The organism is Arthrobacter oryzae, assembly GCF_031454875.1.
GTDB classification, from domain to species: domain Bacteria; phylum Actinomycetota; class Actinomycetes; order Actinomycetales; family Micrococcaceae; genus Arthrobacter; species Arthrobacter oryzae_D.
This window is the reverse complement of sequence record NZ_JAVDRQ010000009.1, coordinates 262,271-289,069: the sequence shown is the minus strand read 5'-3', so window position 1 is coordinate 289,069 and position 26,799 is coordinate 262,271. Positions and strand designations below refer to the sequence as shown.

20 protein-coding genes are annotated in these 26,799 nt (G+C 65.9%); 10 read left to right on the top strand and 10 right to left on the bottom strand.

Annotation, left to right across the window (positions count from 1 at the left end; genetic code table 11):
• Positions 1–92: 92 nt before the first annotated feature.
• Positions 93–770, bottom strand: a complete 678-nt coding sequence (lipB, locus tag J2805_RS17560) for a lipoyl(octanoyl) transferase LipB (RefSeq protein WP_396134406.1) — start codon at positions 768–770, stop codon at positions 93–95.
• A gap of 122 nt (positions 771–892) precedes the next feature.
• Between lipB and J2805_RS17555 the strand changes: the two genes are divergently transcribed.
• A complete protein-coding gene (locus J2805_RS17555) occupies positions 893–2,569 on the top strand; it encodes a serine/threonine protein kinase (RefSeq protein ID WP_309978460.1) in 1,677 nt (558 codons plus the stop codon).
• A 3-nt stretch (positions 2,570–2,572) separates the two neighbouring features.
• Here J2805_RS17555 and J2805_RS17550 read toward each other — a convergent pair whose 3' ends face one another.
• Positions 2,573–3,475: a TIGR01777 family oxidoreductase gene (locus J2805_RS17550; RefSeq protein WP_309978485.1), complete on the bottom strand. Its 903-nt coding sequence runs from the start codon at positions 3,473–3,475 to the stop codon at positions 2,573–2,575.
• A 73-nt stretch (positions 3,476–3,548) separates the two neighbouring features.
• Here J2805_RS17550 and J2805_RS17545 point away from each other — a divergent pair, with 73 nt between their 5' ends.
• The gene (locus tag J2805_RS17545) at positions 3,549–7,118 is read left to right on the top strand and encodes a S41 family peptidase (protein WP_309978458.1); all 3,570 of its coding nucleotides are present in this window, start codon (positions 3,549–3,551) and stop codon (positions 7,116–7,118) included.
• Positions 7,119–7,283: 165 nt separating this feature from the next.
• Here the strand turns inward: J2805_RS17545 and J2805_RS17540 are convergent, their stop codons facing one another.
• A complete protein-coding gene (locus J2805_RS17540) occupies positions 7,284–7,715 on the bottom strand; it encodes an OsmC family protein (RefSeq protein WP_309978456.1) in 432 nt (143 codons plus the stop codon).
• A 132-nt stretch (positions 7,716–7,847) separates the two neighbouring features.
• On the opposite strand from J2805_RS17540, the gene J2805_RS17535 reads away from it, so the two are divergent.
• The gene (locus J2805_RS17535; protein WP_309978454.1) at positions 7,848–8,237 is read left to right on the top strand and encodes a VOC family protein; all 390 of its coding nucleotides are present in this window, start codon (positions 7,848–7,850) and stop codon (positions 8,235–8,237) included.
• 152 nt (positions 8,238–8,389) lie between these two features.
• On the opposite strand, the gene J2805_RS17530 is transcribed toward J2805_RS17535, so the two are convergent.
• From J2805_RS17530 to J2805_RS17515, 4 genes are all read right to left on the bottom strand, one after another.
• Entirely contained in the window at positions 8,390–8,740 is a 351-nt protein-coding gene (locus J2805_RS17530; RefSeq protein ID WP_307051018.1) for a hypothetical protein, read from the bottom strand.
• 158 nt (positions 8,741–8,898) lie between these two features.
• Positions 8,899–10,656 (bottom strand): 2-oxoglutarate dehydrogenase, E2 component, dihydrolipoamide succinyltransferase, encoded by a 1,758-nt coding sequence (sucB, locus tag J2805_RS17525; protein ID WP_309978451.1) that lies wholly within the window; start codon positions 10,654–10,656, stop codon positions 8,899–8,901.
• 126 nt (positions 10,657–10,782) lie between these two features.
• The gene (gene lpdA, locus J2805_RS17520; RefSeq protein WP_309978449.1) at positions 10,783–12,165 is read right to left on the bottom strand and encodes a dihydrolipoyl dehydrogenase; all 1,383 of its coding nucleotides are present in this window, start codon (positions 12,163–12,165) and stop codon (positions 10,783–10,785) included.
• Positions 12,166–12,426: 261 nt separating this feature from the next.
• On the bottom strand, positions 12,427–13,953 hold the full coding sequence (locus tag J2805_RS17515; protein WP_309978446.1) for a leucyl aminopeptidase: 1,527 nt from the start codon (positions 13,951–13,953) through the stop codon (positions 12,427–12,429).
• Positions 13,954–14,310: 357 nt separating this feature from the next.
• On the opposite strand from J2805_RS17515, the gene J2805_RS17510 reads away from it, so the two are divergent.
• The 4 genes from J2805_RS17510 to J2805_RS17495 all read left to right on the top strand — a co-directional run bounded on the left by J2805_RS17510 (position 14,311) and on the right by J2805_RS17495 (position 19,606).
• Positions 14,311–15,249: a proteasome assembly chaperone family protein gene (locus J2805_RS17510; protein WP_309978445.1), complete on the top strand. Its 939-nt coding sequence runs from the start codon at positions 14,311–14,313 to the stop codon at positions 15,247–15,249.
• Positions 15,250–15,283: 34 nt separating this feature from the next.
• Positions 15,284–16,615: an MFS transporter gene (locus J2805_RS17505; RefSeq protein WP_309978444.1), complete on the top strand. Its 1,332-nt coding sequence runs from the start codon at positions 15,284–15,286 to the stop codon at positions 16,613–16,615.
• Positions 16,616–16,690: 75 nt separating this feature from the next.
• Complete coding sequence (locus J2805_RS17500) at positions 16,691–17,980, top strand: DUF4192 family protein (RefSeq protein WP_309978443.1); 1,290 nt, start codon at positions 16,691–16,693, stop codon at positions 17,978–17,980.
• 318 nt (positions 17,981–18,298) lie between these two features.
• The gene (locus J2805_RS17495) at positions 18,299–19,606 is read left to right on the top strand and encodes an RNA polymerase sigma factor (RefSeq protein WP_309978442.1); all 1,308 of its coding nucleotides are present in this window, start codon (positions 18,299–18,301) and stop codon (positions 19,604–19,606) included.
• Between the two features lie 215 nt (positions 19,607–19,821).
• Here J2805_RS17495 and J2805_RS17490 read toward each other — a convergent pair whose 3' ends face one another.
• The gene (locus tag J2805_RS17490; RefSeq protein WP_309978441.1) at positions 19,822–20,043 is read right to left on the bottom strand and encodes a DUF7455 domain-containing protein; all 222 of its coding nucleotides are present in this window, start codon (positions 20,041–20,043) and stop codon (positions 19,822–19,824) included.
• A 224-nt stretch (positions 20,044–20,267) separates the two neighbouring features.
• Between J2805_RS17490 and J2805_RS17485 the strand changes: the two genes are divergently transcribed.
• A complete protein-coding gene (locus J2805_RS17485; protein WP_309978440.1) occupies positions 20,268–22,376 on the top strand; it encodes a DNA gyrase/topoisomerase IV subunit B in 2,109 nt (702 codons plus the stop codon).
• Between the two features lie 76 nt (positions 22,377–22,452).
• Here the strand turns inward: J2805_RS17485 and J2805_RS17480 are convergent, their stop codons facing one another.
• Both J2805_RS17480 and J2805_RS17475 read right to left on the bottom strand, forming a co-directional pair.
• Positions 22,453–23,472: a M56 family metallopeptidase gene (locus J2805_RS17480; protein WP_309978439.1), complete on the bottom strand. Its 1,020-nt coding sequence runs from the start codon at positions 23,470–23,472 to the stop codon at positions 22,453–22,455.
• 6 nt (positions 23,473–23,478) lie between these two features.
• The gene (locus J2805_RS17475; RefSeq protein WP_309978438.1) at positions 23,479–23,865 is read right to left on the bottom strand and encodes a BlaI/MecI/CopY family transcriptional regulator; all 387 of its coding nucleotides are present in this window, start codon (positions 23,863–23,865) and stop codon (positions 23,479–23,481) included.
• A gap of 274 nt (positions 23,866–24,139) precedes the next feature.
• Here J2805_RS17475 and J2805_RS17470 point away from each other — a divergent pair, with 274 nt between their 5' ends.
• Both J2805_RS17470 and cydB read left to right on the top strand, forming a co-directional pair.
• Positions 24,140–25,729 carry a cytochrome ubiquinol oxidase subunit I gene (locus J2805_RS17470; protein WP_309978436.1) on the top strand — a complete coding sequence of 530 codons (1,590 nt, stop codon included), beginning with the start codon at positions 24,140–24,142 and terminating at the stop codon, positions 25,727–25,729.
• A gap of 19 nt (positions 25,730–25,748) precedes the next feature.
• Positions 25,749–26,798, top strand: coding sequence for a cytochrome d ubiquinol oxidase subunit II (gene cydB / locus J2805_RS17465; RefSeq protein WP_309978434.1), 1,050 nt, complete (start codon positions 25,749–25,751; stop codon positions 26,796–26,798).
• Position 26,799: the final 1 nt, after the last annotated feature.

Sequence of the window (26,799 nt, the reverse complement as noted above, 5' to 3'; positions counted from 1 at the left end):
CTTGGCCTTGATCCATTCCGGTTTGCGCTCCACCGGAGTGGCCGCGTTTCGCTGCTCAATGCGCAGCATCTTCCGGCCTTCTGGCGCCAGTGTCACAGTAGAGCTCCTTCGGGGCTTGGTACGAGTGCTTCTTCGTGCTTGCGGAATTCTTCCACGAGCCGCTCCGCGATATCGCCGGGGGCGATGTTTTTGCCGGCTTCGATGGACATCGTGGTGACGCCGGCATCGCTGATGCCACAGGCGATGATCTGGGCATAGGGTGCCAGATCATTGTTGCAGTTGATGGCGATCCCGTGCATTGTGACCCCGTCCAGGACGCGGATGCCGATTGCGCCAACCTTCCGGTCCGGGCCTTTGCTGTCGGCCTTGATCCACACTCCGGCGCGTCCCTTGATGCGCTCTGCGTTGATGCCGTAGTCAGCCATAACGGCGATCATGACCGCTTCGAGCCGCTCCACGTAGTCGCGGATGCCCGACCGGTTCTTCAGCTTGAGGATTGGATAGGCGATCAGCTGGCCGGGGCCGTGCCAGGTGAGCTTGCCGCCCCGGTCCACTGCCACGACGGGCGTGCCGTCCAATGGGCGCTCGTGCTCTTCTGTCAGCTTGCCGGCTGTATAGACAGCGGCATGTTCAAGGATGAGGACTGTGCTGGGTGCCTCGGCTGCGACGACTTTGTCATGGAGTTCGCGCTGGATGTCCCAGCCCTTCATGTAATCAACGAAATCCGGAGCAAGACCCAGCGTGGAAAACTCAAGAGTCATGGCATCCAGCTTAGACCCCGTCCGCTGTGGTACCCGATTCTGTGCTTAACCTCTCACCGGCACCCGTCGGACGGCGGCTGCCCCTGTGGATAACTTCTGCGGGATTCTGTCGATTCCGCTATTCCTTGGGTATGGAGAAATTCGAGCACGACGGCGGCGCTAACGACGCCGATGCGGCATCGCCTGAGGCGGTCCCACCCGATGCGGGGGGTGGCTCGCGTGGGGGAGCTGCCCCGGAGGTTCCCGGTTATGTAGTGGGGCGTGAACTCGGCCGCGGCGCAAGCGCGAGCGTGTGGCTGGTCCGCGAGGAACGGACGCTCCGCGAGTTTGCGGTGAAATGCTTCACCCAATCCGAAGGTGTGCCACCACTGATGTCCGCCGCCAGTGTACCCGGCATGGCCGGGCGGGACGCGGAGGACAACGTACGGCGTGAACTGAGGATTCTGTCCGTACTGGATCATGACCACCTGGTGAAAGCCCATGATGTGGTCCGGCTCCGGGGAGCAGCGGACGGGAGCCTGGGACTGGTGATGGATTACGCGGCCGGCGGATCCCTGGCCCAGCTCGTCGACTGCCGCGGGCCGCTGAGCGTGGGCGAGTCCGTAACGGTCCTGACGCCACTCGCCCAGGTCCTGGGGTATCTGCACGGAAAGGGCTTCATGCACTCTGATGTCGCACCGGGCAACGTGCTGTTCACCGCTCACGGCAAGCCACTGCTGGCGGACCTCGGCATTACGCGCATGGTCGGCGACGCGGCAGCTCCGTTCTCTGCCGGTACGGATGGTTTCCATGACCCGGCGCCGGTGGACGGGCTAAGGGCGGGGCTGCAGCCCGAGCGGGATGTCTTCTCGGCCGCAGCCGTCGGCTGGTACTGCCTGACGGGGAAGGCACCGGAGCCAGGCCCGAGCCGTCCGCCTCTTTCCCTTCTGGTCCCGGGTGTGCCGCCCGCCCTCGCCTCCGCGTTGGAAGCGGGCCTGAGGGAGGACCGGCGGGAACGGCCGACGGCCTTGGAATTCGCGGCTGCCGTCTACCGCAGCGCGGACGCCGCACCGGTGGACCTGGCCGGTGCGGTCCACCCCACGGTGCTGCCCGAGCTCCTGACCCGCCGCAACCTTCCGCCGTCACGCACTGCCCGCCGTGCAGCGAAGCTCCGGGCCTGGCGGCGCCGCCTGGGGAATGCGCGCGGTCCCGCCCGGCGGAGGGTCCGCGGCCCGGGCCGGCACGCCGGCGGAAAGCGGCCTTGGATCCGCCGTGCGGCGGCAGCGCTTGCGTTCGTGGCGATCGCTTCCGCATGGATCCTGACCGGGCCGCAGCCGGCAGTCGCCCCGGATTCAGTCCACGCACCTTCAGAGCCGGCGCAGGACGTCCTGCCGGCGACAGCCGTTGACCCGGTCCCGGCGCAGGCTCGGCAGCTGGCGTTGTCGCAAAAGCCCGAAGAGGCCGCCCGGGGCCTGGCGCAGCTCAGGTCGGCTGCGTTCAGCTCGGGGAAACTCGAGCTCCTGGACGAGGTCAATCTGGCGGATTCGCCGGCGGCCGTGGCGGACGCCACGATCAGCGGGCGGCTCCGTGATGCCGGACATGTCCTGGCCGGTTTCGGCACCAGCCTGACGCGTGCGGAGGCCGAGCCTGGTGCCTCGGGTTCCCGGGCCGTCGTCGCAATTACGGCGGTAACCTCCGCATACCAGGAGAAGGATGCCGGCGGAAATGTCGTAGCCGAGGGAGCCGCCGGTGCGGAGCAGCGGCTCCGCCTGGTCCTGATCAGTTCCGGCGGGCGCTGGCGGATCCAGGAGATCCTTCCGGCGGCGTAGCCGCTATCTGACCTGGTCCCTGCCGGTGGCCCACGCCGCTGCCTCAGCCAGGGAGGGATGCTGCCACTCAAATCCGGCCTCGGCCAGCAATGCGGGCTCCATTCGCTGGCTTCCCAGGACGAGTTCGTCCGCCAGTTTCCCCATGACCAGCCGCAGCACCGGTGCGGGTACGCGGAAGAGGGCGGGCCGGTGGAGCGCCTCGGCAAGCCGGGCAACCAGCGCGTTGACGTCCGCCGTTTCAGGGGCGCAAACGTTGACCGGGCCGGCCATCGGGGCCGCCAGCAGGAAGCTGAACGCGGAGGACACATCGGGCAGCGTTATCCAGGGCCAGCACTGCCGGCCGTTTCCCAGCGGGCCCCCCACGCCCAGCCGGAGAAGAGGGAGCAGCCGTCCGAGCGCCCCTCCGGACCTGCTGAGGACCACGCCCGTCCGGGGCGTGACAACGCGGACGCCCGCCGGGGCCCCGTGTGCGGCTTCTTCCCACTCGTGGCAGATCCTGGCCATGATGCCGCTGCCGTTCGGCGAGTTCTCGCGCAGCACGGCATTACCCCGGTCACCGTAGTAGTTGGAGCCTGACTGGCTGATGAAGACCTGCGGCGGCTCCTCCAGCTTCGCCATCGCCGTTGCCAGGGTGCGCGTCGGGTCCAACCGTGAACGGAACAGCTCATCAATGCGGCGCCGGGTCCAGGGGCGGTCGCCGATCCCGGCTCCGGCCAGGTTGATGACGGCGTCGGCGCCCGCAAGGTGGGCGGGATCAAGCAGCCCCGCCGCCGGATCCCAGCGACGTTCGTCGGCCGTTGCCGGTGCCCTGCGCACCAGCAGGATGACCTCGTGGCCACCCGAACGCAGATGGGCGGACAGGTCGCTTCCGATAAGGCCTGAGGCGCCGGCCATGATGATTCGCATGATCCATCTCACCATGCCCGGCACAGTCGCGGAACCTCCCGGGCGGCCCGCCGACTTTGACTATGATCGAACGATGACCTCTTCGAGCTACTTTCGTTTCCCGCATCTGCACGGCGATCTGGTCACCTTCGTGGCCGAGGACGACGCCTGGATTGCACCCCTGGACGGAGGCCGCGCCTGGCGTGTGTCCTCCCTTCAGCTTCCCGCCCGCAACCCCCGCTTCACGCCCGATGGCAAGCGGCTGGTGTGGACCGTGGTGCAGGGGACGGCACCGGAAGTTGTCACTGTGGATGTCGACGGCGGCGGGTACCGGCAGCTGACGTACTTCGGCCACAGCTCCACACGGGTTAAAGGCTTCACTGCTGCCGGCGACGTACTTGTCACCAGCGCGTTCCGGCAGGCCGAAAGCCGCCACACCCATGCCTACAGCGTCCCGCTGGAAGGCGGCTGGTCCGAGGAGCTGCCGTTCGGACCGGTCGAATCAGTGGCCTTCGGCCCTGAGGTCGGCGATGAGCGCCCGGTAGTGGTGGCCAGTGTGCTTTCACGCGAACCTGCCTGGTGGAAGCGCTACCGTGGCGGAACCGCCGGAAAGCTCTGGATCGACGCCGACGGCAACGGCGAGTTCGAACGGCTAGTGCCGGAACTGGATGGCAACCTCGCGGACCCCATGTGGGTTGACGGACGGGTGGCCTTCCTTTCCGACCATGAAGGCTACGGAAACCTGTACTCGGTGCTCCCCAACGGCACCGGGCTGCGCCGCCACACCGATCACGAAGATTTTTATGTGCGCCATGCCGCCACGGACGGCAAGCGCGTGGTGTTCGAATCCGCCGGCGAGCTCTGGCTGGTTCCGGACCTTGGCTCCGACGCCGTCAAGCTCAACATTTCGCTGGGATCTGCCTCCCAGGGGCGGAGGCCGGCACTCCTTAAGACCGCCCGCCACCTTGGTGCCGTGATTCCCGACCACACGGGCGCCTCCAGCGCAGTAGAAGCGCACGGCACCATCCACTGGCTCCGCCACAAGGACGGGCCCTCACGCGTTGTGGAAGCCGCGCCGGGTGTCCGCGCCCGCCTGCCGAGGCCGCTCAGCGAGGGCCGCATTGCTTACGTTGCCGATCACGACGGCGCGGAGGCCCTGTACATCAGCGAAATCGCTCCGAACGTGGCCAGCACGCCGGCAGCGCCGGCCGCGCGGCACCAGCCTGCAGCCGTGCAGGAGCCGCATACGCCGCTGCCCAAGCCGGTCCCGGCGGCGGGGATGAACCGTTCGGGCGTCGAGTCGCCCGCGGGGGACGACCTTGCGGCGGACACCGCTCCAGGCGAACCCGGAAACACTGACGTCGGAAACACTGCGGGCGGAAACGCGTCCGGCGGCTCCACTGCTGCACCACAAGGCGCAGAAGGCCGCGGCGACGTGGCGGGCGGCGCCGGTGCAGATGCTGCACACACCGCGCCTGGCGGCGCGGCCGCACGCCTGAAGAAGATCGATTTCCCCAGGTCCACTCGCGCGAGTGCCATGGAGGCCAGCCCGGACGGCCGCACGCTTGCTGTGGGTACCTCCTTTGGCGATGTCTACCTGGCCGACACCCGGACCGGGACCATCAAGCTTGTCACCAGCATCGGCGAGGGCACTATCGACGGCCTGTGCTGGTCGCCGGACTCGGCCTGGCTCGGGTGGTCCGAGCCGGTCACGTCGTTCGGCTCACGCAGCCGGCTTCGGATCGTCAGGGTGGGCGATCCGGAGCTCCGGATCGTGGACGTCACGGACGGACGCTTTCGCGATGCCTCGCCGTCCTTCACGCCTGACGGCAAATTCATCGCGTTCCTCTCGAACCGGAGTTTTGACCCTGTCTACGACGGGCACTCTTTTGATTTGTCCTTCCCCAGCCCCATCAAGCCCTACCTGGTGGCGCTCGCAGCCGACACCCCGTCGCCGTTTGGCCCCTCGGTGGACCTTGCGGCCGGACCGGACGTCGAAACGGCTTCGGATGCCGGCGAGAACGGTTCCGCCGCGCCTGCCGTGCGGGTAGACGCTGAAGGACTGGCTCACCGGGTGATCGGAGTGCCGGTGCCGCAGGGCAATTATTCGGCGCTCGAGGCGACGCCTGGCGCTTTGCTTTGGCTGGACAACGCACTTGCCGGTGTCACCGGCGACGGCCGGGCCACGACTGACGACAAGGACGCCGCACCCGAACTGGTGCGTTTTGACATGGCCAAGCGCAAGGCAGCCACTATCGTGGACGCCTTGGACAGCTACCGTGTGTCCGGCGACGGCAAGAAAGTGGTCTACCTCCACGACAAGCAGATCCGGGTGGCGCCCGCCGACGCCAGGGGCGATGAGGAATCCGGCCAGCTGGTGAAGGTGGATGTGAGCCGCATCCGCGTGCTGATGCATCCGCTGAGCGTGTGGGGCCAGGCGTTCGACGAAGCCTGGCGGCTCCAGCGGGACTTCTTCTGGGCTGAGGACATGGCCGGACAGGACTGGGAGTCGGTCCACCGCCGGTACCGCCCCATCGTGGACCGGCTGGGTTCGCATGATGACCTCGTGGACCTGTTATGGGAGCTCCACGGCGAACTGGGGACTTCCCATGCCTATGTACGTCCGATGGCTGTCACCGAAAACGGCAGCAATGGACAGGGCCGCCTGGGCGCGGACCTGGCTTTCACCGAAGCAGGCTGGGAAATCACCCGCATCCTGGCGGGGGAGTCCTCGGACCCGCTCGCCACATCCCCGCTCACCCGGCCGGGAGCCGACGCCAAAGCGGGAGACATCCTGCTCGCCATCGACGGCGTGGAGCTGTCCGAATCACTGACGCCGGCCATGCAGCTTGTTGGTGCGGCGGGCAGGGTTGTGGAGCTGACCCTCCGCAACGGGGCTGCCCACGGCGATGCAGCAGGCGATCAGCGCCGCATTGCCGTGGTGCCGGTCAAGGACGAGGAGCGGCTCCGCTACCAGGAATGGGTTGCCGGCAACCGGCGCACGGTGCGTGAAGCGTCCGGCGGAACTTACGGCTACCTGCACATTCCGGACATGATGGCGAACGGCTGGGCTCAGCTGCACCGCGACCTCGACACCGAGACCGCGCTGGACGGATTGATCGTGGATGTCCGGCGCAACCGCGGCGGCCACACATCCCAGCTTGTTGCCGAGCTGATCGGCCGCAAGGTGACGGGATGGAGCATGCCCCGCGGGGAAAAGCCCCGGACCTACCCCCACCACGCGCCGCGCGGGCCCGTGGTGATTCTGACCGACGAGTTTGCCGGTTCGGACGGGGACATCATCACCCAGGTCTCCAAGCTCCGGGGTATCGGACCCGTCATCGGCACTCGTACCTGGGGCGGCGTGGTGGGCATCGACAACCGCTTCTCCCTCGCGGACGGAACCGGAGTGACGCAGCCGCGCTACGCCACCTGGTTCAGCGGGGGAGTTGGGTGGGATGTTGAGAACTTCGGCGTGACTCCGGACATCGAAGTGACGTTCCCGCCGCATGCCTACGCCGCGGGAAGGGACCCCCAGTTGGAGTACGGCATCGGTGCCCTGAAGGAAATGATCCAGGAACTTCCCACGGACCGTCCGCCGCTCCGGGAAGGCTACCGTCGGCTGCTTCCCGGCCCCCTGCCGGCGCGCAGCAACAGGAGCTAGGCGCGAGCCGGACGGACCCGGAGCCGTCTGCACGCGGCCGGCCGCACACGCGCCGGCCAGGACGAACAAAGGCCCCGTTTCCTTACCTGATGATCAGGGCGGGGAACGGGGCCTTTGCCGTGCGGTGCTGCTGCTTCCCTTGGAAGCGGTTGCACCGCAAACGGGCTAGGAAGCCGTGAGTGTGGCGTCCAGGGTGATGTCGATGCTGGCCAGGGCGCCGGAGACAGGGCAGCCGACCTTGGCTTCCGCTGCGATCTTCTGGAACTCGTCTTCGGAAATGCCGGGGATCCTGGCGTTGACCGTCAGGTGGCTACCGGTGATGCCCGTGCCGGGCTTGAAGGTCACATCGGCCTTGGTGTGCACCTCTTCCGGGGTGTGCCCGGCCTGCGCCAGCATGTTGCTGAACGCCATGGAGAAGCAGGCCGAGTGCGCTGCGGCGATCAGTTCCTCGGGGCTGGTCTTACCTTCCGACTGTTCTGTACGGGCCTTCCACGTGACGGCGTAGGTACCCAGCCCGGAGCTGTCCAGCGTGGTGTTGCCGGACCCCTCGAACAGGTCGCCGTTCCATACGGTGTGCGCGGTGCGTGTTGCTGCCATATCCACTCCTCAGCTTAGATTCGATCCGGTCCGGGCTTCCGCCCAGACCTTCCGCATCAATCCTATGGATTCAGGCGCCACGGCGCACGGCCTGTCCGCTGTCAGAGGATTGTGACCGTCTACACTGGCGCAATGGAAACCCACCGCCGCAGGATGCAGCCCGCTGAAAGTTCACCGCAGGCACGGATCGCCGCCATCATGGTCAACGCAGGCAACGCCGAAGAGTTGGCGGCGTTCTGGGCTGCGCTGCTCGGCACCACGGTTTCGGCGCGCTATGACCAGTTCGTCTGGCTCAAGCCCGCGTCTGCCGGAGCGCCGCAGCTGGCCTTCCAGGAAGTCTCCGACGCCACACCGGGACGGCGTCGGCTCCACCTTGATGTCCACGGCCCCGATCCGGATGGCCTGCGCGCCCACGCCGAATCACTGGGAGCGGTGTTCGTGGAGGGCCACGACATCGGCGACTTCCACTGGGACGTCATGCATGATCCCGAAGGCAACGAATTCTGCATCGCCCGCGACTGACCTGCCCGCGACTGACCTGCCCGCGACTGACCTGCCCGCGACTGACCTGGCGCGGGACCCGGACACGCAGGAGGCGTACAGGAACGACGACGGCGACACCCCCGCCAGGGGAGCGTCGCCGTCGTTGTTAAGTGCCGCGGGCGTCGTGACCGCTACTGCCAGAGGGTGGCGATGGCCACGTTCAGCAGCGCCAGGCCGCCCACGCTGTGGGCCAGGCCCTTGCTGATCGGCTCGTCCTTCTTGTACTTGCGGCGGCCGATGAAGGCCAGCACAGCCACGGCCAGCGCGATGGCGAACTTGATGCCGAGCTTGAAGTAGTTGGCGTCCATGTCCAGTGCAGGGATGAGCCCCATCATCACAATGCCGGTGATGAGCTGCAGGGCGGCCCCGTCGAACTGGCGGGGGTGCACCGTGGGCTTTTTCATGTTGCCGATCCAGATGCCGACAATCATCGCTGCGCCGACGATGTGGAGGAAGACCATGATGTTATAAACGATGTCCATGGCCTCAGTCTAGCCAGAGGCTTCTACGCTTCGTAGTAAGCCCCGCGGGACGGCAAGGCGACGATTTGGTAACCAACGACGGCGGCGCAGGAACTTGGTGGTTGTCCACCGGTTCCTGCGCCGCCGCTGTTGTTTGGAGCTGTTTGTCCCTCCGGGGCTTACAGTCCCAGGTCCGCCTCGAAGGCGCCGGCCTCAAGGCGGGCCTTGAGGGTCTGCAGGAAGCGACCTGCGTCGGCGCCGTCCACCAGGCGGTGGTCGTAAGTGAGGGAGAGGTACATCATGGAGCGGATGGCGATCGAGTCGTCGCCGTTTTCGTCGGTGACCACGACGGGACGCTTGACGATCGCACCGGTGCCGAGGATGCCGACCTGCGGCTGGTTGATGATCGGGGTGTCGAACAGGGCGCCAACAGAACCGATGTTGGTGATGCTGAACGTACCGCCGGAGAGCTCATCGGGGCCGATCTTGCCGTCGCGGGTGCGGCTTGCCACATCGGAGATCTTGCCGGCAAGGCCTGCAAGGTTCAGGCTGCCGGCGTCGGAGATGACCGGAACCAGCAGGCCCTTGTCAGTGTCAACGGCGATGGCCAGGTGCTCGGCATTGTGGTAGGTGATTTCCTGCTTGTCTTCGTCGTAGGCAGCGTTCACCTTCGGGTGCTGCTTCAGCGCTTCTGCCACTGCCTTGGCGATGAACGGCAGGAAGGTCAGCTTCACGCCGTTCTGGGCCTGGAAGGAGTTCTTTGCCTTGAGGCGCAGCTTGGCAATCTTGGTCATGTCCACTTCGTGGACCTGCGTCAACTGGGTGGAGATGTCCAAGGACTCGCGCATGCGGCGGGCAATGACCTGGCGAATGCGGGGAGCCTTCTGCACGGTGCCGCGCAGTGACGAGGCCGCGGCGTCCTGCTTGGAAGCTGCCGGTGCCGGTGCCGGTGCCGCAGCGGCGGGAGCGGGGGCTGCCTTCGCTTCAGCGGCGGCAAGCACGTCCTGCTTGCGGATGCGGCCGCCCACGCCGGTGCCGGTCAGGGAGGAGATGTCCACGCCCTGCTGGTTGGCGAGCTTGCGCACCAGGGGAGTGACGTAGCCTGACTCAGCCGATGCGGCTTCTGCGGCGGGTGCCGCTGCCGGTGCTGCGGCAGGTGCCGGAGCCGGTGCTGCCTGCTGGGGTGCTGCCGGTGCTTCGGCCTTGGCGGGTGCTGCGGCGGGAGCTTCCTGCTTCGGAGCTTCCGCGGCCGGAGCCTCCTCCTTCGGAGCCGGAGCGGCGGGAGCAGCGGCAGGTGCGGCTGCGCCGGAGCCGATAACGGCAAGAACGGATCCAACCTCGGCGGTCTCGTCCTCGTTGACGCGGATCTCCTGCAGCGTGCCGGCAACCGGCGACGGGATCTCGGTGTCCACCTTGTCCGTGGATACCTCGAGGAGGGGCTCGTCAACTTCAACGGAGTCGCCGACGGCCTTGAGCCAGCGCGTTACGGTGCCTTCGGTGACTGATTCGCCGAGGGCCGGCAGGGTGACTTCGTGGCCCTCGCCGGAAGCGGCCGGAGCTGCTTCCGCGGCCGGGGCCTCAGCCGGTGCGGGAGCCTCGGTGGAGGGGGCTTCTTCAGCTGCGGGGGCTTCTTCGGCAGGCGCCTGTTCTGCCGGGGCGTTCTCGGGTGCTGCCTCTTCGGAAGCGCCGGCCGAACCGGAGCCGTCACCAATGCGGACGAGAGGGGCGCCGACTTCGGCGGTCTCATCTTCGGCGACGAGGATTTCCTCAATCACGCCAGCAATCGGAGAGGGGATTTCGGTGTCTACTTTGTCGGTGGAAACCTCGAGCAGCGGCTCGTCCACCTCTACCCGGTCACCTACCTGCTTGAGCCAGCGGGTGACGGTTCCTTCGGTGACACTCTCACCGAGGGCGGGCAAGTTAACGGATTCAGACATGTCGTCCCCGTTCTCCTTATTGATCTTTAGTGCGGATGATTGCTGCCTTGTTCGAGCTTAGTGCACCCTGCGGATCATGCCGGGTGCACTAAGCTCAGTGGTCTTGCGGTGGTGCGGGCGGAAGAATTAGCCGTGGAGGGCTTTGCCCGCGAGGGCCAGGTGGGCTTCGCCCAGGGCCTCGTTCTGGGTCGGGTGGGCGTGCAGCAGCTGTGCCACGTCCTCCGGGTAAGCCTCCCAGTTCACGATCAGCTGTGCTTCACCGATCTGCTCGCCGATGCGGGACCCGATCATGTGGACGCCCACCACGGGACCGTCCTTCTGGCGGACAAGCTTGACGATGCCGCCGGTGCCGAGGATGGAGCTCTTGCCGTTGCCGGCGAGGTTGTATTCCTGGGTCTCGACCTGGTCGTCGCCGAACTTTTCCTTGGCACCCTTCTCCGTGTAGCCCACCGTGGCGATCTCAGGCTCGGAGTAGGTGACCTTGGGGATGTTGACGTCTTCAACGATGACGGGCTTCAGGCCGGCGATTTCCTCGGCCACGAAAATGCCCTGCTGGTAGCCGCGGTGCGCCAGCTGGACACCCGGGACGATGTCGCCCACGGCGTAGACGTTGCCGACTCCGGTGTGAAGGCGTTCGTTGGTGATGACGAAGCCGCGGTCGATGGTGATGCCCGCTTCCTCGTAGCCAAGGTTGGCGGTAACCGGTCCGCGGCCGACGGCCACGAGGAGCAGCTCGGCTTCGAAGGTCTTGCCGTCAACGAGGGTGACCTTGACGCCGTCGTTGTTCTGCTCAACGCCCTGGAAGAAGACTCCGGTGGAGAACTTGATGCCGCGCTTCTTGAACGCACGCTCAAAGTTCTTGACGATCGCGGCGTCCTCGTTCGGGACGAGCGAAGGCAGGCCTTCAACGATGGTGACGTCGACGCCGAAGGACTTCCAGACCGAGGCGAACTCGACGCCGATGACGCCGCCGCCCAGGATGATCGCGCTCTTGGGGATGTAGTCCATGGTCAGTGCTTCGTCTGAAGTGATGACCTTGCCGCCGATTTCCAGTCCCGGCAGCGTACGTGAGTACGAGCCCGTGGCGAGGACGATGTTCTTGCCCTTGTAGGCGGTGCCGTTCACGACAACGGTGTCGGTGCCCTGCAGCTTGCCTTCACCTTCGATGACGGTGATGCCCTTGGACTTGATCAGGCCCTGCAGGCCCTTGAACTTGCCGGCGATGATGCCGTCTTTGTAAGCGTTGACAGCGCTCATGTCGATGCTGTCCAAAGTGACGTTGACGCCGTACTTCGCGGAGTCGCGGGCGTGGTCTGCGAGCTCAGCGGAGTGCAGGAGTGCCTTGGTGGGGATGCAGCCGTTGTGCAGGCAGGTGCCCCCGAGTTTCCCCTTCTCCACGAGGCCCACAGTGAGGCCAAGCTGAACAGCGCGGAGGGCCGTGGCGTAACCGCCGCTGCCACCGCCGAGTACCAGGATGTCGAATTCTTGCGCAGTTGCCTGATCGGCCACTTAGACGCTCCCTCGCGTGAACGATGACACGAGAGTACGCATCATCTGGTCTTGGAACTTGCTCTGCCGTGATTATGTCAGCAGGCCGGTTCTCTTGCATTTGTGACTACCGCAGTTCACCTTAGCGAACCACTTATCCATGCTCCACCTTGTCACGGCGTTTGTGGAGCGCTTGTGTCGAGTGTCACGCGGCTTTGTGGCGGACGGATCATGACCCGCCACAAAGCCGCGAACGGCCTAACCGCCCCGGCGTAGAGCCGGTTAGGCCGAAGCCGCCAGGACGTCTTCGACATACGCCACGAGCGTGCGGACAGTGCAGCCCGTTCCCTGCTTCGGGGTGTAGCCGTAGGGACTGCCGTTGTTAAAGGACGGGCCTGCAATGTCGATGTGGGCCCACGGAATCTGCTCGCCGTCCTTGCCCTTGCCGACAAATTCGCGCAGGAACACGGCAGCGGTCATCATGCCGCCGTGGCGCTCACCGATGTTGGCCAGGTCCGCCACCTCGGAATCGAGGCTGGCCCGGAGCTCGTCCGGCAGGGGCATCGGCCATACCAGCTCGCCCGCCCGGTCAGCCGCGGCCTTCAGCGGGCCCGTGACGCTGTCCGAGCCCATGACGCCTGCGGTCCGGTTGCCCAGCGCGATCAGCTGGGCGCCGGTCAGGGTGGCGACGTCGATGATGGCGTCCGGGTACTCCTGGCTGGCGGCCACGATGCCGTCCGCCATGACCAGGCGGCCTTCGGCATCCGTATTAAGGACCTCGACGGTCTTGCCGCCGAACATGGTGAGGACGTCCGCCGGGCGCTGCGCGGCGCCGGAGGGCATGTTCTCTGCAATGCACAGCCACGCGGTGGCCTTCACGGGCAGGCCGAGTCCTGCGATTGCCAGCACTGTGTTAAGAACGACGGCGGCGCCCGCCATATCGCTCTTCATGTCACCCATGCCGAGGGCGGGCTTAATGGAGATGCCGCCGGTGTCAAAGGTGATGCCCTTGCCGACGAGGGCGATCTTGGCGCTGGCCTTGGACGGCGCGTACTCCACCTTGACCAGGCGCGGCTGCCTCGCGGATCCCTTGCCTACACCCATGATCCCGCCGAAGCCCTCCTTCTCGAGGCGCTTCTCATCCCACACGGTCACCTTGACCGGCAAACCCTTGGCGAGTTCCTTGGCGGCATCGGCAAAGGACTCGGGGAACAGGTGGCTCGGCGGCTGGTTCACCAGCGTGCGGGTGGCGTTGACGGCTTTCCCGATCAGGGCGGCGCGGTTCAGCAGGGGCTGCAGGTCCTTGTGCGCGGCGAAGTCGGTGGAAATCACCACGTTCTGCACCGGATCCTTCCGGCCGTTGGCGGTGGAGCGGTACTCGGTGAACGAGTAGGAACCCATGGCGGCGCCTTCGGCGATGGCGGCGACGTCGGCGAGTGACGCCGTCGGAAGCGCCAGCGTGACTGTGGTGAGCCCGGCGAGCTGGCGGACAGCGGAGCCCGCCGTGCGGCGCAGCGCCTCTTCAGTGAGTTTGCGTCCGGCGCCCGGCTTGCCGACCCCGGCCAGCACCAGGACGGCGGCGCCGGCTTCGGGAAGGCCGGGGAGCCTGTGGACCTGGTCGGCCGCGCCGGTAAGGCCAAGAACCTTCAGGGACTCCGCGATGGCCTCGGCGGACTTGGCCGTCAGCGGGTTGTCCAGCAGCACGGGACCGTCGGGTCCCTGCGCCACTCCAATGACCAGAGCGTCCGTGGGCGACTTCATAACGTCACGCGCAATGACGCTAAGTTTGATTTCAGTATTCTTGACCACGAGGATCAGTCCTCAATTCTCTGTGATTTTCGGCAGGAAACGCATGTTGGGCGTCCCGCCATGGGAACCGGCCGCCGTCGGCTTGAGACGCAACCCGGTGTCTGCAAGGCCGTCCGTAGGGCCAGTTCCGATCGTAGTCTCTCCGCACCGGCCGCGCTGAATCTCATGAGACCTGCAACACACGTCCTGCGGAAGGGTTCGGGGCGGAATGCATCGGGCGGCACGTGCGTTGTAAAAAATATCCGGCGGATCTGCGCGGATCCCCTTGGCTGTGTGCCAGTGGATCCGCTGACTGGGTTGCTGCCCCTACGGTGCAGACGCACCCCGCCTCCGCCGCCACTTCGAAAGGAACATGCCGTGCTTGAACGGATTTCCGGCTCCCTGCTGGACCCCGACGCTCTCTACGTGAGCAATGCCGAGCTGTTCGACAGCCCGTCACTCCGCGGGCTCAATCTGGTGATGGGCTTTACGGGATTCGCCGACGCCGGTCACGTGGTCAAGCAGATTACCGCCGAGCTGCTGGACACCCTTGAATCTGAGGTGGTCGCCGTCTTTGATGCCGACCAGCTGATTGACTACCGCACGCGCCGTCCGCACGTCACCTTCGTGGAAGACCACCTCCAGGATTACCAGGCCCCGAGCCTGGCGCTCTACCGTTTGGTGGACGGGCTGGGGAATCCGTTCCTCTTCCTGGCCGGCTTTGAGCCCGACCTGCAGTGGGAACGGTTCGCCCGGGCCGTGGTCCGGATCGTCGAGCACCTGGACGTGAACCTGGTGACATGGATCCACTCCATCCCGATGCCCGTACCCCACACGCGGCCGGTGGGCGTGACTGTCCACGGCAACCGTCCGGAGCTCATCGAGGGCATATCCGTCTGGAAGCCGACGGTCGAGGTTCCCGCGGCCGTGGGCCACATCCTTGAGTTGCGCCTCACCGAGGCGGGCCGCAACATCGCCGGCTATGTCATCCACGTCCCGCACTACCTCGCCGAGGCCGAATACCCCAACGCCGCTGTCGCCGGACTTGAGTACCTCGGGGCTGCCGCCTCGCTGATGCTGCCCACCGACCGCCTGCGTGAGTCCGGCCGTGAAGTGGGGCGGCAAATCGCCGAACAGCTCGAGGCGTCCGAGGAAGTGCAGCAGGTAGTGTCCCGGCTCGAGACCCGCTATGACGAGAAGGCAGAAGGGACCGTCCGCCGCTCACTGCTCGCAGATGAAAACGATGAACTTCCCAACGCTGACGCTCTCGGTGCAGCGGTGGAGGCGTACCTGGCCCGTAAAGAACCCGGACAATAAATCCTATTTTTCCTGCCGCAGGCATAATGGACAGGTGACTGCACCCCGCGCCTGGCTCATCTGGACCATCGGGATCTTTGCGTATCTCGTGGCGGTCAGCCAGCGCACTTCCTTCGGCGTCGTGGGCCTGGAGGCGACGGAACGCTTCCACGCCACCGCAGCGGAGATTTCCTTCTTCACCGTGCTGCAGCTCCTGGTCTACGCTGGCCTGCAGATCCCGGTAGGGGTCCTCGTGGACCGCCTCGGATCACGGACCATGATCGCCGGGGGAGCCGTCCTGATGGGCCTCGGCCAGCTTCAGCTGGCCTTCGCGGACAACATTCCCGGGGGCGTGCTCGGCCGCGTGCTGGTGGGTGCCGGGGACGCCATGACGTTCATTTCGGTGATCCGGCTGATACCGCTGTGGTTTGCCCCGGCCAGGGTGCCGCTCATCACCCAGCTGACAGGCATGTCAGGCCAGCTCGGTCAGCTCTTCAGCGTAGTTCCGTTCGCGATGATCCTCCACTCCGCCGGTTGGACCCCGGCGTTCCTGACCCTGGCGGCGATGTCCGCGCTCGCCGTCGTCCTGGTGCTGGCGGCCCTTAAGGACCAGCCGCCCGGACATCCGCGCCCGGAACCCGGCCAGGGGCTAAAGGCCACCGGTATATCGCTGTCCAGCGCGTGGCGGCAACCCGGCACCCGGCTGGGGCTGTGGAGCCACTTCACCATCCAGTTCAGCGGCACGGTGTTCGCCATGACCTGGGGCTACCCGTTCCTGATTTCCGCGCAGGGCCTTGATACCGGCACGGTCTCCGGACTGATGGCTGTCTACGTAGCGGCGGCCATCGCGGCCGGACCGCTGATCGGCAGGTTCGTCTCCCGGCATCCGCTGCGGCGCTCCACCATGGTGCTCCTGATTGCCGCCACGACCGCGGCTGCGTGGGCCGCCGTGCTGCTCATGCCGGGCCGCTCGCCGCTGTGGATGCTCGCCGGGCTGGTGGTGGTGCTGGCCATCGGCGGGCCGGGCTCCATGATCGGCTTCGACTTCGCCCGCACCTTCAACCCGGCCCACCGGATCGGAACCGCCACGGGAATCGTCAACGTAGGCGGGTTCATCGCCGCGCTGGTGGCCATCTACCTCGTTGGCGTCGTGCTTGACGTCCTGCACGCCAGCGGCTTTTCCAGGGGCGAGCTGTACGGCCTCGACCCGTTCCGGATTGCCCTGAGCGTCCAGTTCGTGCTGATCGGGATCGGCGCGGCGGCGATCATCATCACCCGCCGGAAGGTCCGCCGCCAGATGGCCGCCCAGGGCGTGGTGGTGCCGCCCCTGCTCAAAGCGCTCGCGCAGCAGCGCCGCCGCAACCTGGAACGCCGCCGCGCCGACTAGGGCACTTCCTGCGGGTTGTCCACATAAGCGAACAGCCCTCTGCCGGCAGGCCGCCGACCGTTCCAGTCTGGAGGCATGACACCTCCAGAACGACTGACAATCACCGGCCCTGAGGACATCCTGGGCTTCATTCCGCATTCGCTTGGCTACTGGCCGGCCAACAGCCTGGTGGCCATGACCATGCAGGGAAAGAGGCTGGGTGCCACCCTCCGCGTTGACCTGCCGGCGCTCGACTCTGACCCGGGGTTGCTTCGTTTCTCACGCACGGTCCGGGACTACCTGGAAGCAGACCACGACGCCGACGGTACGCTCCTGGTGCTCTTCAGCGATGAAGGGTGGTTTGCCGGTTCGGGTTGTGCTTCCGGCGTTGTCACTCCCGGAGTGCCGGAGGAAGGAACCCTTGCACGGCTGCTGACGGCACTGGAGGTCGAGCTGGAGCTGTCCGGGCTGCCGGTTCGCGACGCCTGGTACGTCGGCGAGGATTTCTGGCGCAACGCGTATTGCTTCGATCCCTCCTGCTGTCCGTTTCCCGGCCGCTCCGTGGATGAGATCCGGGACAGCCGGCTCAACGCCGAGATGGTGTTCCGCGGGAGCAGCGTGGGCGAGGATCCTTCTTTGACAGGCGATGCCCTGCCCGGAGAGGCTCCGTCCGATCGGTCCGTCGTGGAATCTGAACAATGCTGGGCGGCTGAACTTGCAGCGCTGCGCGGAAGCCGGTCCCAATTCGCCACGATTCTGGACGTTTGGGAGCGGGTGCTGGCGACCGAAGGGGCAGCCCAGGTCTCCGTCGGGCTGGCCGGGTATCTGCGTGCTTCCCTGTGCGTCCCGCACTGGCGGGACGCGGTGCTGGTGATGAGTGCGGCAGGCCGGCCGGCAGCGGAACAGGGCGCCGAGGAGTTCGGGATCTTCGATCCCAGCTCCGGCCAGCAGACAGTCCCGGCGCCGCTTGACGGGCTGCCGCGTGAAGGGCCGCCGCGTGAAGGACTGCAGCCTGGCGGGGTGCGGCCGGCCTGCCCGCCGGACGATGCGGCCTACGCCGTTCCCGGGTACGGGGAAGTGCTGCTGGGACTGGCGCCGGCGTCACCCCGCTGGGACCGGATGCGGACCTTGGAGGTGGTGTTGCAGCAGCTTGGCGCGGCCGGCGGGGGAGAGGGCTGCGCGGCGTCGCTGACGGGACGGGGCTGGATCGAGTGGTGCCGGGGCAGGGGTTCGTTCGCGCACGCACTGTTGACCCGGGCCGTCGCCGCGCATCCCGGTTATCGGCTGGCGGAACTCCTCTCGGAACTGGTCAGCCGCGGGACGCTGTGCGGCTGGGCAGGGCGACGTGATGCCGCATGGCAGAAGTTCGAACCGGACGCCGCATAGGACTGTGGTCGCCGCCGGCCTTCGCCGGCTGGGCGCCCGGCTGCAAGCGGGCCGCCCGGCCGAAACATTCCGGCCGGCGGGCTGCCCTGAGGCTGCGATTGGGAAAATCGTGAGACAATGGTTGCCGAGACCCGGTTGGGTCCGTGAACCAAGTGCATGTAATGGTGCCCGGAAACGGGAACATTACGGCCGCTCCGGCAGTTCTAGTTAATGGCTCTGCTGGCCGCGATCGCTCTTGGTGTGAATCACGGACTTGACAGGGTCATAGTGGTGTTGCCCGTATGGTGATTCCACAGACCGCCGCTAGAAAGGTTTTCTGTGACCCCGTCTTCCGCGAAGAAGGAACCCGCCGACCAGGCCGAATTGTCCGCTGAGGAGAAGAAGGCGGCGACGAGCGCCAAGCGTGCCGCCACGCGGGCAGCCAATAAGGCTGCCTCCGCCGACGGAGGCCCGGCTAAGCCCGAGCCCAAGAAGCGCGGACCCAAGCCCGGCGCCAAGGCCGCAGCTGAAGCTGCCGGCAAGTCCAGCACGTCGGACGACGATGCAGAGGACGTTGAGCTGGATGAAGATCTCGACGACGTAGCTCCCGATCCGTCCGAGCTGACCGAGGAGGAAGCGGCCAGCAAGACCGGCGCAGCAGCCACGGGCTCAGGCTTCGTATACTCTGACGCCGATGACGACGACGCCCCGGTCCAGCAGGTTATGTCGGCCGGCGCGACGGCCGACCCCGTCAAGGACTACCTCAAGCAGATCGGCAAGGTTGCCCTGCTGAACGCAGAGCAGGAAGTGGACCTTGCGCTCCGCATTGAAGCGGGCCTGTTCGCCGAGGAGAAGATCGCGGCGGACGACGGCTCCATGGAACCGAAGCTCAAGCGCGAGCTCGAATTCGTCATCCACGACGGCAAGCGCGCCAAGAACCACCTGCTGGAGGCCAACCTCCGTCTCGTCGTTTCGCTTGCCAAGCGCTACACCGGTCGCGGCATGCTGTTCCTTGACCTGATCCAGGAAGGCAACCTGGGCCTCATCCGCGCGGTCGAGAAGTTCGACTACACCAAGGGCTTCAAGTTCTCCACGTACGCCACCTGGTGGATCCGCCAGGCCATTACCCGTGCCATGGCCGACCAGGCCCGCACCATCCGTATCCCGGTGCACATGGTGGAAGTCATCAACAAGCTGGCGCGCGTTCAGCGCCAGATGCTGCAGGACCTTGGTCGCGAACCTACGCCTGAAGAGCTGGCCCTCGAACTGGACATGACCCCTGAGAAGGTTGTTGAAGTCCAGAAGTACGGCCGCGAGCCCATCTCGCTGCACACTCCCCTTGGTGAGGACGGCGACTCCGAGTTCGGTGACCTCATTGAGGACTCCGAGGCCGTTGTTCCCGCCGACGCCGTCAGCTTCACCCTGCTGCAGGAGCAGCTGCACTCGGTGCTGGACACCCTGTCCGAGCGCGAAGCCGGCGTTGTCGCCATGCGGTTCGGCCTCACCGACGGGCAGCCGAAGACTTTAGACGAAATCGGCAAGGTCTACGGAGTTACGCGCGAGCGAATCCGCCAGATCGAATCGAAGACGATGTCCAAGCTGCGGCACCCGTCCCGGTCCCAGGTCCTGCGCGACTACCTGGACTAGGAACGGCAGGCCCTCACCGGCCTCTCCGGATCCAGACATGGGAAAGGCCCCGCCGTGGCGGGGCCTTTCCTGTCTCCGGACACCGGCCGTCTGGACACGCCGCTGTCTGGACACGCGGCTGTCTGGACACGCGGCCGGAATCAGCGCACACGCACAAGAGGCAGAAAAACAGGGCCCCTCCAAGCGGAGGAACCCTGTTTATGCCAGAAAGCTGCCTAGTCCACGGGAACCGGCGCCTTCTCGTGAAGCCGGCCTGTCTCGTCGTGCCAGCCGGAGCTCAACGGCTTGAGCGTCGCTTCGACTGCCCGCGCGTGGTGGCCGCAGAAGAGCAGCTCCCCGCCGGAGGACTCAAGAACAACCCGGACATACGCCTGTGCTCCGCAACGATCGCACCGGTCCAGTGCGTTGAGCGTGCGGTCCGCAACTGCTGTTGTCATATCGGCCTCCTTAGTAGATCTGTATATCTATATAACCAGCATTCGTAGCAAAACCATGACAAGGATGGATCACTTTCGCTGTCCGCGTATCACCGTTCCGTAACGGGTGCAGCCAGGGGGAGCCTGTGCTGGAGTGGCTGGCAGGTGTCCCGCTGCAGGCCGACTAACCTAGGAAGAGCGTCAAAAAGCCTTAGCTGTTCCGTCACTGAAGGAGTTCACAACCCGTGGCACCAAGTTCTGAGTACACCGCCCGGCACCTGTCTGTACTGGAAGGCCTGGAGGCCGTCCGCAAGCGCCCGGGCATGTACATCGGTTCCACCGACTCCCGCGGCCTGATGCACTGCCTCTGGGAGATCATCGACAACTCCGTCGACGAGGCATTGGCCGGGTACGGCCACGACATCAAGATCATCCTGCACGCCGACAACTCCGTGGAAATCCACGACGACGGCCGCGGCATCCCCGTGGACGTCGAGCCCAAGACCGGACTCACCGGCGTCGAGGTGGTCTTCACCAAACTGCACGCCGGCGGAAAGTTCGGCGGCGGCTCCTACACGGCGTCCGGTGGACTGCACGGTGTCGGGGCTTCCGTGGTCAACGCGCTCTCCTCCCGGCTGGACGTGGAAGTGGACCGGGGCGGGAAGACGTACAAAATGTCCTTCCGGCGCGGCGAGCCGGGGAGGTTCAAGGATCCGGGAACCAGATCTGATCCGGCGGCAACGTTCGAGCCCTTCGTTGAGGACTCCGTCCTTGACATCGTGGGCAAGGCCAAACGCGGCGTCACCGGAACCCGGATCCGCTACTGGGCTGACCGCCAGATCTTCACCCCGGACGCCAAATTCTCCTACGACGAACTGGCCTCACGGGCCCGCCAGACCTCCTTCCTCGTGCCGGGCCTGAAACTCACCGTCCGCGATGAGCGCAAGCTTCCCGGCACGCCCGGAGAACTGGGCGGCCACGAAGAAATCTTCCACCACGACGGCGGCATCTCCGAGTTCGTGGACTTCCTCGCGGCGGACCCGGCAGTCACGGACACGTGGCGGCTGCACGGCTCGGGCAAATTCAAGGAGACCGTTCCGGTGCTGGACGAGCGCGGACACAGCCAGCTGGCCGAAGTGGAGCGCGACTGCGAAGTGGATGTGGCCCTGCGCTGGGGCATCGGCTATGACAGCACCGTCCGCAGCTTCGTCAACATCATTTCCACTCCCAAAGGCGGCACGCACCAGTCCGGCTTTGAGCAGGCGCTGGTCAAGACCTTCCGCAAGGCCGTGGAAAGCAATGCCCGCAAGCTCAAGGCCGGCAATGACAAAATCGAGAAGGACGACATCTTTGCCGGGCTGACTGCCGTGCTGACGGTGCGCCTGGCTGAGCCGCAGTTTGAAGGTCAGACCAAGGAGATCCTCGGCACGTCCGCGGTCCGCGCCATTGTGGCCCGGGTGGTGGAAAAGGAGATCAACGCCAAACTGAACTCCGCCAACCGCAATGACAAGGCCCAGTCCGCACTGCTGCTGGAAAAAATCGTCAGCGAGATGAAGTCGCGGATCTCGGCGCGGGTGCACAAGGAAACGCAGCGCCGGAAGAACGCGCTGGAGACCTCCTCCATGCCCACCAAGCTGGCAGACTGCCGCACCGATGACGTGGCCCGCTCGGAACTGTTCATCGTGGAGGGCGACTCCGCACTGGGCACGGCCAAGCTGGCGCGTTCCTCGGACTTCCAGGCGCTGCTGCCGATCCGCGGCAAGATCCTCAACGTCCAGAAGGCCTCGGTGGGGGACATGCTGTCCAACGCCGAATGTGCCGCGCTCATCCAGGTGGTGGGCGCGGGGTCCGGGCGAAGCTTCGACATCGCCGCGGCGCGCTACGGCAAGGTGATCCTCATGACGGACGCCGACGTGGACGGAGCACACATCCGTACGCTGCTGCTCACGCTCTTCTTCCGCTACATGCGCCCCATGATCGATGAGGGCCGGGTGTTCGCCGCCGTTCCTCCGCTGCACCGCGTGGAGGTCATCAACGCGGGGCAGAAGGCCAACGAAATGATCTACACCTACTCCGAAGCCGAACTCCACGTGCTGCTGGCCCGGCTGGCCAAGGAGGGCAAACGCTATAAAGAGCCCATCCAGCGCTACAAGGGCCTTGGGGAAATGGATGCCGAGCAGCTGGCGGAAACCACCATGGACCCGCGCCACCGTACACTGCGCAAAGTGGGCATCGAAAACGCCAAGCAGGCAGAGGAGACCTTCGACCTGCTGATGGGGTCCGACGTCGCACCGCGCAAGGACTTCATCATCGCCGGCGCGGCGAGCCTGGACCGGGAGCGGATCGACGCCTGAGCCGTGGTCCCGGTCCGGGGCCGGCCGCCCGTGGCCGGCCAGGGCCGCCCCGGCGCGTGTACGGCCAAAGAGCCTGCTAGCCGAGCAGCCCCGGGACAATCAGCAGGGCTGTGGGCAGGGCCAGCAGGAGCAGGCAACCGGCCAGGACGAGTGCCCTCAGCGAGGCCGGGAGGGGTTCCTTGGGCGAGAGGAGCCGGCTGACCCTCGACGCCGTGGTCCGGGCCGAGCCCGCGCCGCCGGACGCGCCGGAGACGCCGTCGGGGATGCCGTCTGCAGCGAGTCCGTCTGCTGCTGCCATGGGGAGCTGACCGCCGTCGAACACCGAGCCGCTGCCGGCCGCCCCGGACGGTCCGCTGGCAACAATGGCGATGGCCTTGATCAGCGTGGCTTTGCTCTCGGTCCTGAGCGCGACGTCGTCAGCCAGCATCTCGATGAGGGAACTCACCGCTTCCTGGGCAAGCCGTGTGGTCGGAAGCCAGGGGAGGGCCTGGCGCCAGGCCGCGAAAGCCCACAACAGGAGGTGGTGGCGCTGGCTCAGATGGGCGTTTTCGTGGATCAGCACCGCCCGCAGTTCCGCCGGCTCCAGTGCGGCCATCAGCCCGTCGCTCAGTACGGTAACGGACCGGGCCCCGCCGGGCAGGCAATAGGCCACGGGGGAGTCATGGTTGATGACCACCGTGCCCGGCCCGTCATTCGACGGTGATGCCAGGAGGGCCAGGAGTTCCCGGTGGCGACGGCGCTGCCGTTCGATCCGGTAGTAGGTCAGCAACAGTGTGAAGACGAGGTGTGCGGTCAGGAGGGCCGCTGCCGACAACGCAAAAAGGTGCCAGAACCCCAGCGCTGTGGTGGGGGCGTTGAACAGGACCATGCCCGCCAGTCCGCGCAGCCCGGCCAGCAGGTTGTCGCCGATCGGTTCGAGCCCGTAGACCAGCATGGCGCCGATCATGGACAGGCCACCGGCGAGGGCGATCGCCTGCCACAGCAGCATGGCCGTAAACGGTGACCGTGCCGGCCACTGTGCGCGCGAAAGGAGGATAGGCACCGGCCACGCCAGGACTATCGCCAGGACCGCCAGAAAATATGAGGTCCAGAACATGCGCTGTTAGCTGTGGCCAAGCAGTTTGCGCAGCGTTTCGGCTTCACTTTCGGTGACGGAGCCAATAAAGCGGGCGAGCACGGCTTCGCGGTCGGGCGCAGAGCCCAGCACTTCATGCATGAGTTCCGCTGTGTGGTCCGCGCGGCTGGAGACCGCCTGGTAGCGGTGGGGCCGGGTGCCGCGTTCGCGTTCCACGAGCCCCTTCTTCTCCAGGCGTGACAGCACGGTCAGAACCGTGGTCACGGCAAGGTCCTTGCCCTCATGGCCGGCAGTGCCGCCCTGGGCCTGGGTGGTTTGAGCCAGCAGGTCCCTGAGCGTGTTGGCGGTGGCCGCTTCCTGGCCTGCCCAGAGCAGATCCATCACTGCCCGTTCCAGTTCACCAAGACTTGCCATTCCGTACATCCTTCTTAAAGTCCCCATCCGCGGGGCCGGAGCGGCCGTCGCGGAGCGTTGATCGAATACTTCAGTCCTAAATTTACCTCGTTTTGGACTTTCTTTCTACATGAGGTAGAACACTCGGCGCGTCGCGCCCTTGCCTCCGGCTCCGGCCAGTGGAACTGTTGTTTACACTGCACGCCGAAAGTGTTCTACACTCTGTAGAAGTCGATGTTCTACGTTGCGTAGAAAACATGGACTGTTGAGAGCCTAGCCAAAAGTAGGGACTGCCTTGGACGCTTTGGAAATCGCACGCTGGCAATTCGGTATCACCACCGTCTACCACTTCATGATGGTGCCCCTGACCATCGGGCTGGGCCTGGTGGTGGCAGTCATCCAGACAGTCTGGTACCGCACCGGCAAGCCGGAATACCTGCGGATGACCAAGTTCTGGGGGAAGCTGTTCCTGATCAACTTCATCATGGGTGTCGCCACCGGCATCGTGCAGGAGTTCCAGTTCGGAATGGCCTGGAGCGAGTACAGCCGCTTCGTGGGCGATGTGTTCGGGGCGCCGCTGGCGCTCGAGGCACTCCTTGCCTTTTTTGTGGAGTCGACGTTCCTGGGCCTGTGGATCTTCGGCTGGAAACAGCTCAAGAAAGGCATCCACCTGGCCTGCCTCTGGATTGCCGTGATCGGCTCCGTGTTCTCCGCCTACTTCATCATCGTGGCCAACAGCTGGATGCAGCATCCCGTCGGCGTGGAAATGATCAACGGCCGTCCCGTCATGACCGATGCTTGGGCCGTATTCACCAACAACACAGCCCTCGTGGCAGTGCCGCACACCCTGATGGGTGCACTGGCTGTGGCCGGAGGCTTCCTCCTCGGCATCGCCTGGTACCACCTCTGGCGCAGGCGGAGGGACGGTATCGACACCATCGGCCCTGACGGCAAGGTCATCCCGGGGGAAGCAGCCATCCCCGGCCGCGACCGGACCGACCATGAAGTGTGGATCCGTTCCCTCCGGATCGGCGCCGTCGTGGCCATGGTTTCCTTCGCCGGCACCGCGCTCACCGGCGACCTCCAGGGAAAGCTCATGTTCGAACAGCAGCCCATGAAGATGGCCGCCGCTGAGGCGGCCTGCCACGACGGCACCGGCTTCTCGGTCCTCAGCGTCGGCAATGTCGGCTCGAAGAACTGCGACGAGATCGTGGCCCTGATCGAGGTTCCGGGCATCCTGTCCTTCCTGGCCAAGGGTGACTTCACCACCGAAGTCAAGGGCGTCAACAGCCTTCTGGACCAGTACAAGGCCGACTACGGCACCCATCTCCCGGACAACCCGATCTACGGCGAGCGCGCCGGTCAGGAGATCCAGTATGTCCCCGTTATGGAAGTGACCTATTGGGGCTTCCGCATGATGATCGGCTTCGGCGGGATCGCGGCGCTGGCCGCCCTCCTGGCCCTGTGGATGACCAGGAAAGGTACCGTCCCCGCGTCCAAGTGGCTCATGCGCCTTGCCGTCTTCGGCATCCTGGCTCCCTTCGGCGCCAACGCCGCCGGCTGGATCTTCACCGAAATGGGCCGCCAGCCGTTTGTGGTGGCACCCAACCCCGACCTGAACGGCATTGACCAGGTGTTTATGTTCACCGCGGCAGCCGTCTCGCCCGGAGTCTCCGCGGGCGAACTGCTGACCTCGCTGATCGTGCTCACCGCCGTCTACGCGGTCCTGCTCGTGGTGGAAGTAAAGATGCTGGTCAAGTACGTCAGGGGCGGCGTCGGGTCCGCGATGCCCGAACTGGCACACGCCCCCGTTGACAAGGACGAGGACACCGAGGGCCCCGGCACCGCCAAGCCCGCTGACGACGTCCTGGCATTCGCCTACTAAGAAGCAGAGGAATTCGAGAATGGAACTGCTGCCGACAATCTGGTTCATCACCATCGCGGTGCTGTGGACCGGGTACCTCTTCCTTGAAGGCTTCGACCTCGGCGTGGGAATGCTGATGAAGCTCTTCGCCCGCAACGACACTGAACGCCGGGTCCTGCTGAACACGGTGGGTCCGGTCTGGGACGGAAACGAAGTCTGGCTCATCACGGCCGGTGCCGCGACCTTCGCCGCCTTCCCGCTCTGGTACGCGTCCCTGTTCTCGGCGCTGTACCTGCCGCTGCTGGTGGTACTGGTCGCCCTGATCTTCCGGGCCGTGGCGTTTGAATACCGCGGCAAGGTGGATGACCACGCCTGGCGGACCCGCTGGGACTGGGCCATAGCACTGGGTTCCTTCTTCGCCGCCTTCGGTGTGGGCGCCGCACTGGCACTGACCACCACCGGGCTGCCGCTGAATGCCAACGGCGACAGGGTTGGCGGGGCCATGGCGTGGTTCAGCGGTTACGCCGTCCTCGGCGGCCTGGCCGTGGTGGGATTCTCGCTGGTGCACGCCCTGGCGTTCCTGGCGCTGAAGACCGACGGCGACGTGCGCCACCGTGCCCGCCGCTGGTTTGTCCGGCTGCTTCCGGTCCTGCTCCTGCCCATTGCCGCGTGGGCGCTCGTCATCCAGTTCCTGGACGGAAAGCCCTGGACCTGGGCCGCCGTGATTGTGGCCGTCGGCGCCGCGGCGGCATCCTGGGTTCTGGCCCGACGGGGATCCGAAGGCAGGGCGTTTATGGCCATGGGAGCGTTCATCGTCCTCGGCAGCGCCTCGATCTTCGGAGCAGTGTTCCCGGTAGTGCTGCCCTCCACCCTGGATTCCGCGTTTGACCTCACCATCTCCAACGCCTCCTCCTCCGACTACACACTCGGGCTCATGAGCGTGGTGGGGGCGGTGGGCCTGCCCCTGGTGATCGCCTACCAGGCCTGGACGTACTGGGTGTTCCGGCGGCGGGTCAGCGCCGCGCACATCCCGGCCGCGCACAGCTTCCTGCCCGCCATCGCAGCCAAAGCCTTCACCAACAACGGCTGAC

What these genes read in the sequence shown, in the direction of transcription:
- J2805_RS17545 (WP_309978458.1), top strand. Translation starts at nt 3,549, where the DNA reads ATGACCTCTTCGAGCTACTTTCGTTTCCCGCATCTGCACGGCGATCTG.
- J2805_RS17500 (WP_309978443.1), top strand. Translation starts at nt 16,691, where the DNA reads ATGACACCTCCAGAACGACTGACAATCACCGGCCCTGAGGACATCCTG.
- J2805_RS17475 (WP_309978438.1), bottom strand. Translation starts at nt 23,865, where the DNA reads ATGGCAAGTCTTGGTGAACTGGAACGGGCAGTGATGGATCTGCTCTGG.
- J2805_RS17540 (WP_309978456.1), bottom strand. Translation starts at nt 7,715, where the DNA reads ATGGCAGCAACACGCACCGCGCACACCGTATGGAACGGCGACCTGTTC.
- J2805_RS17530 (WP_307051018.1), bottom strand. Translation starts at nt 8,740, where the DNA reads ATGGACATCGTTTATAACATCATGGTCTTCCTCCACATCGTCGGCGCA.
- J2805_RS17550 (WP_309978485.1), bottom strand. Translation starts at nt 3,475, where the DNA reads ATGCGAATCATCATGGCCGGCGCCTCAGGCCTTATCGGAAGCGACCTG.
- J2805_RS17535 (WP_309978454.1), top strand. Translation starts at nt 7,848, where the DNA reads ATGGAAACCCACCGCCGCAGGATGCAGCCCGCTGAAAGTTCACCGCAG.
- J2805_RS17490 (WP_309978441.1), bottom strand. Translation starts at nt 20,043, where the DNA reads ATGACAACAGCAGTTGCGGACCGCACGCTCAACGCACTGGACCGGTGC.
- cydB (WP_309978434.1), top strand. Translation starts at nt 25,749, where the DNA reads ATGGAACTGCTGCCGACAATCTGGTTCATCACCATCGCGGTGCTGTGG.
- J2805_RS17555 (WP_309978460.1), top strand. Translation starts at nt 893, where the DNA reads ATGGAGAAATTCGAGCACGACGGCGGCGCTAACGACGCCGATGCGGCA.
- sucB (WP_309978451.1), bottom strand. Translation starts at nt 10,656, where the DNA reads ATGTCTGAATCCGTTAACTTGCCCGCCCTCGGTGAGAGTGTCACCGAA.
- J2805_RS17480 (WP_309978439.1), bottom strand. Translation starts at nt 23,472, where the DNA reads ATGTTCTGGACCTCATATTTTCTGGCGGTCCTGGCGATAGTCCTGGCG.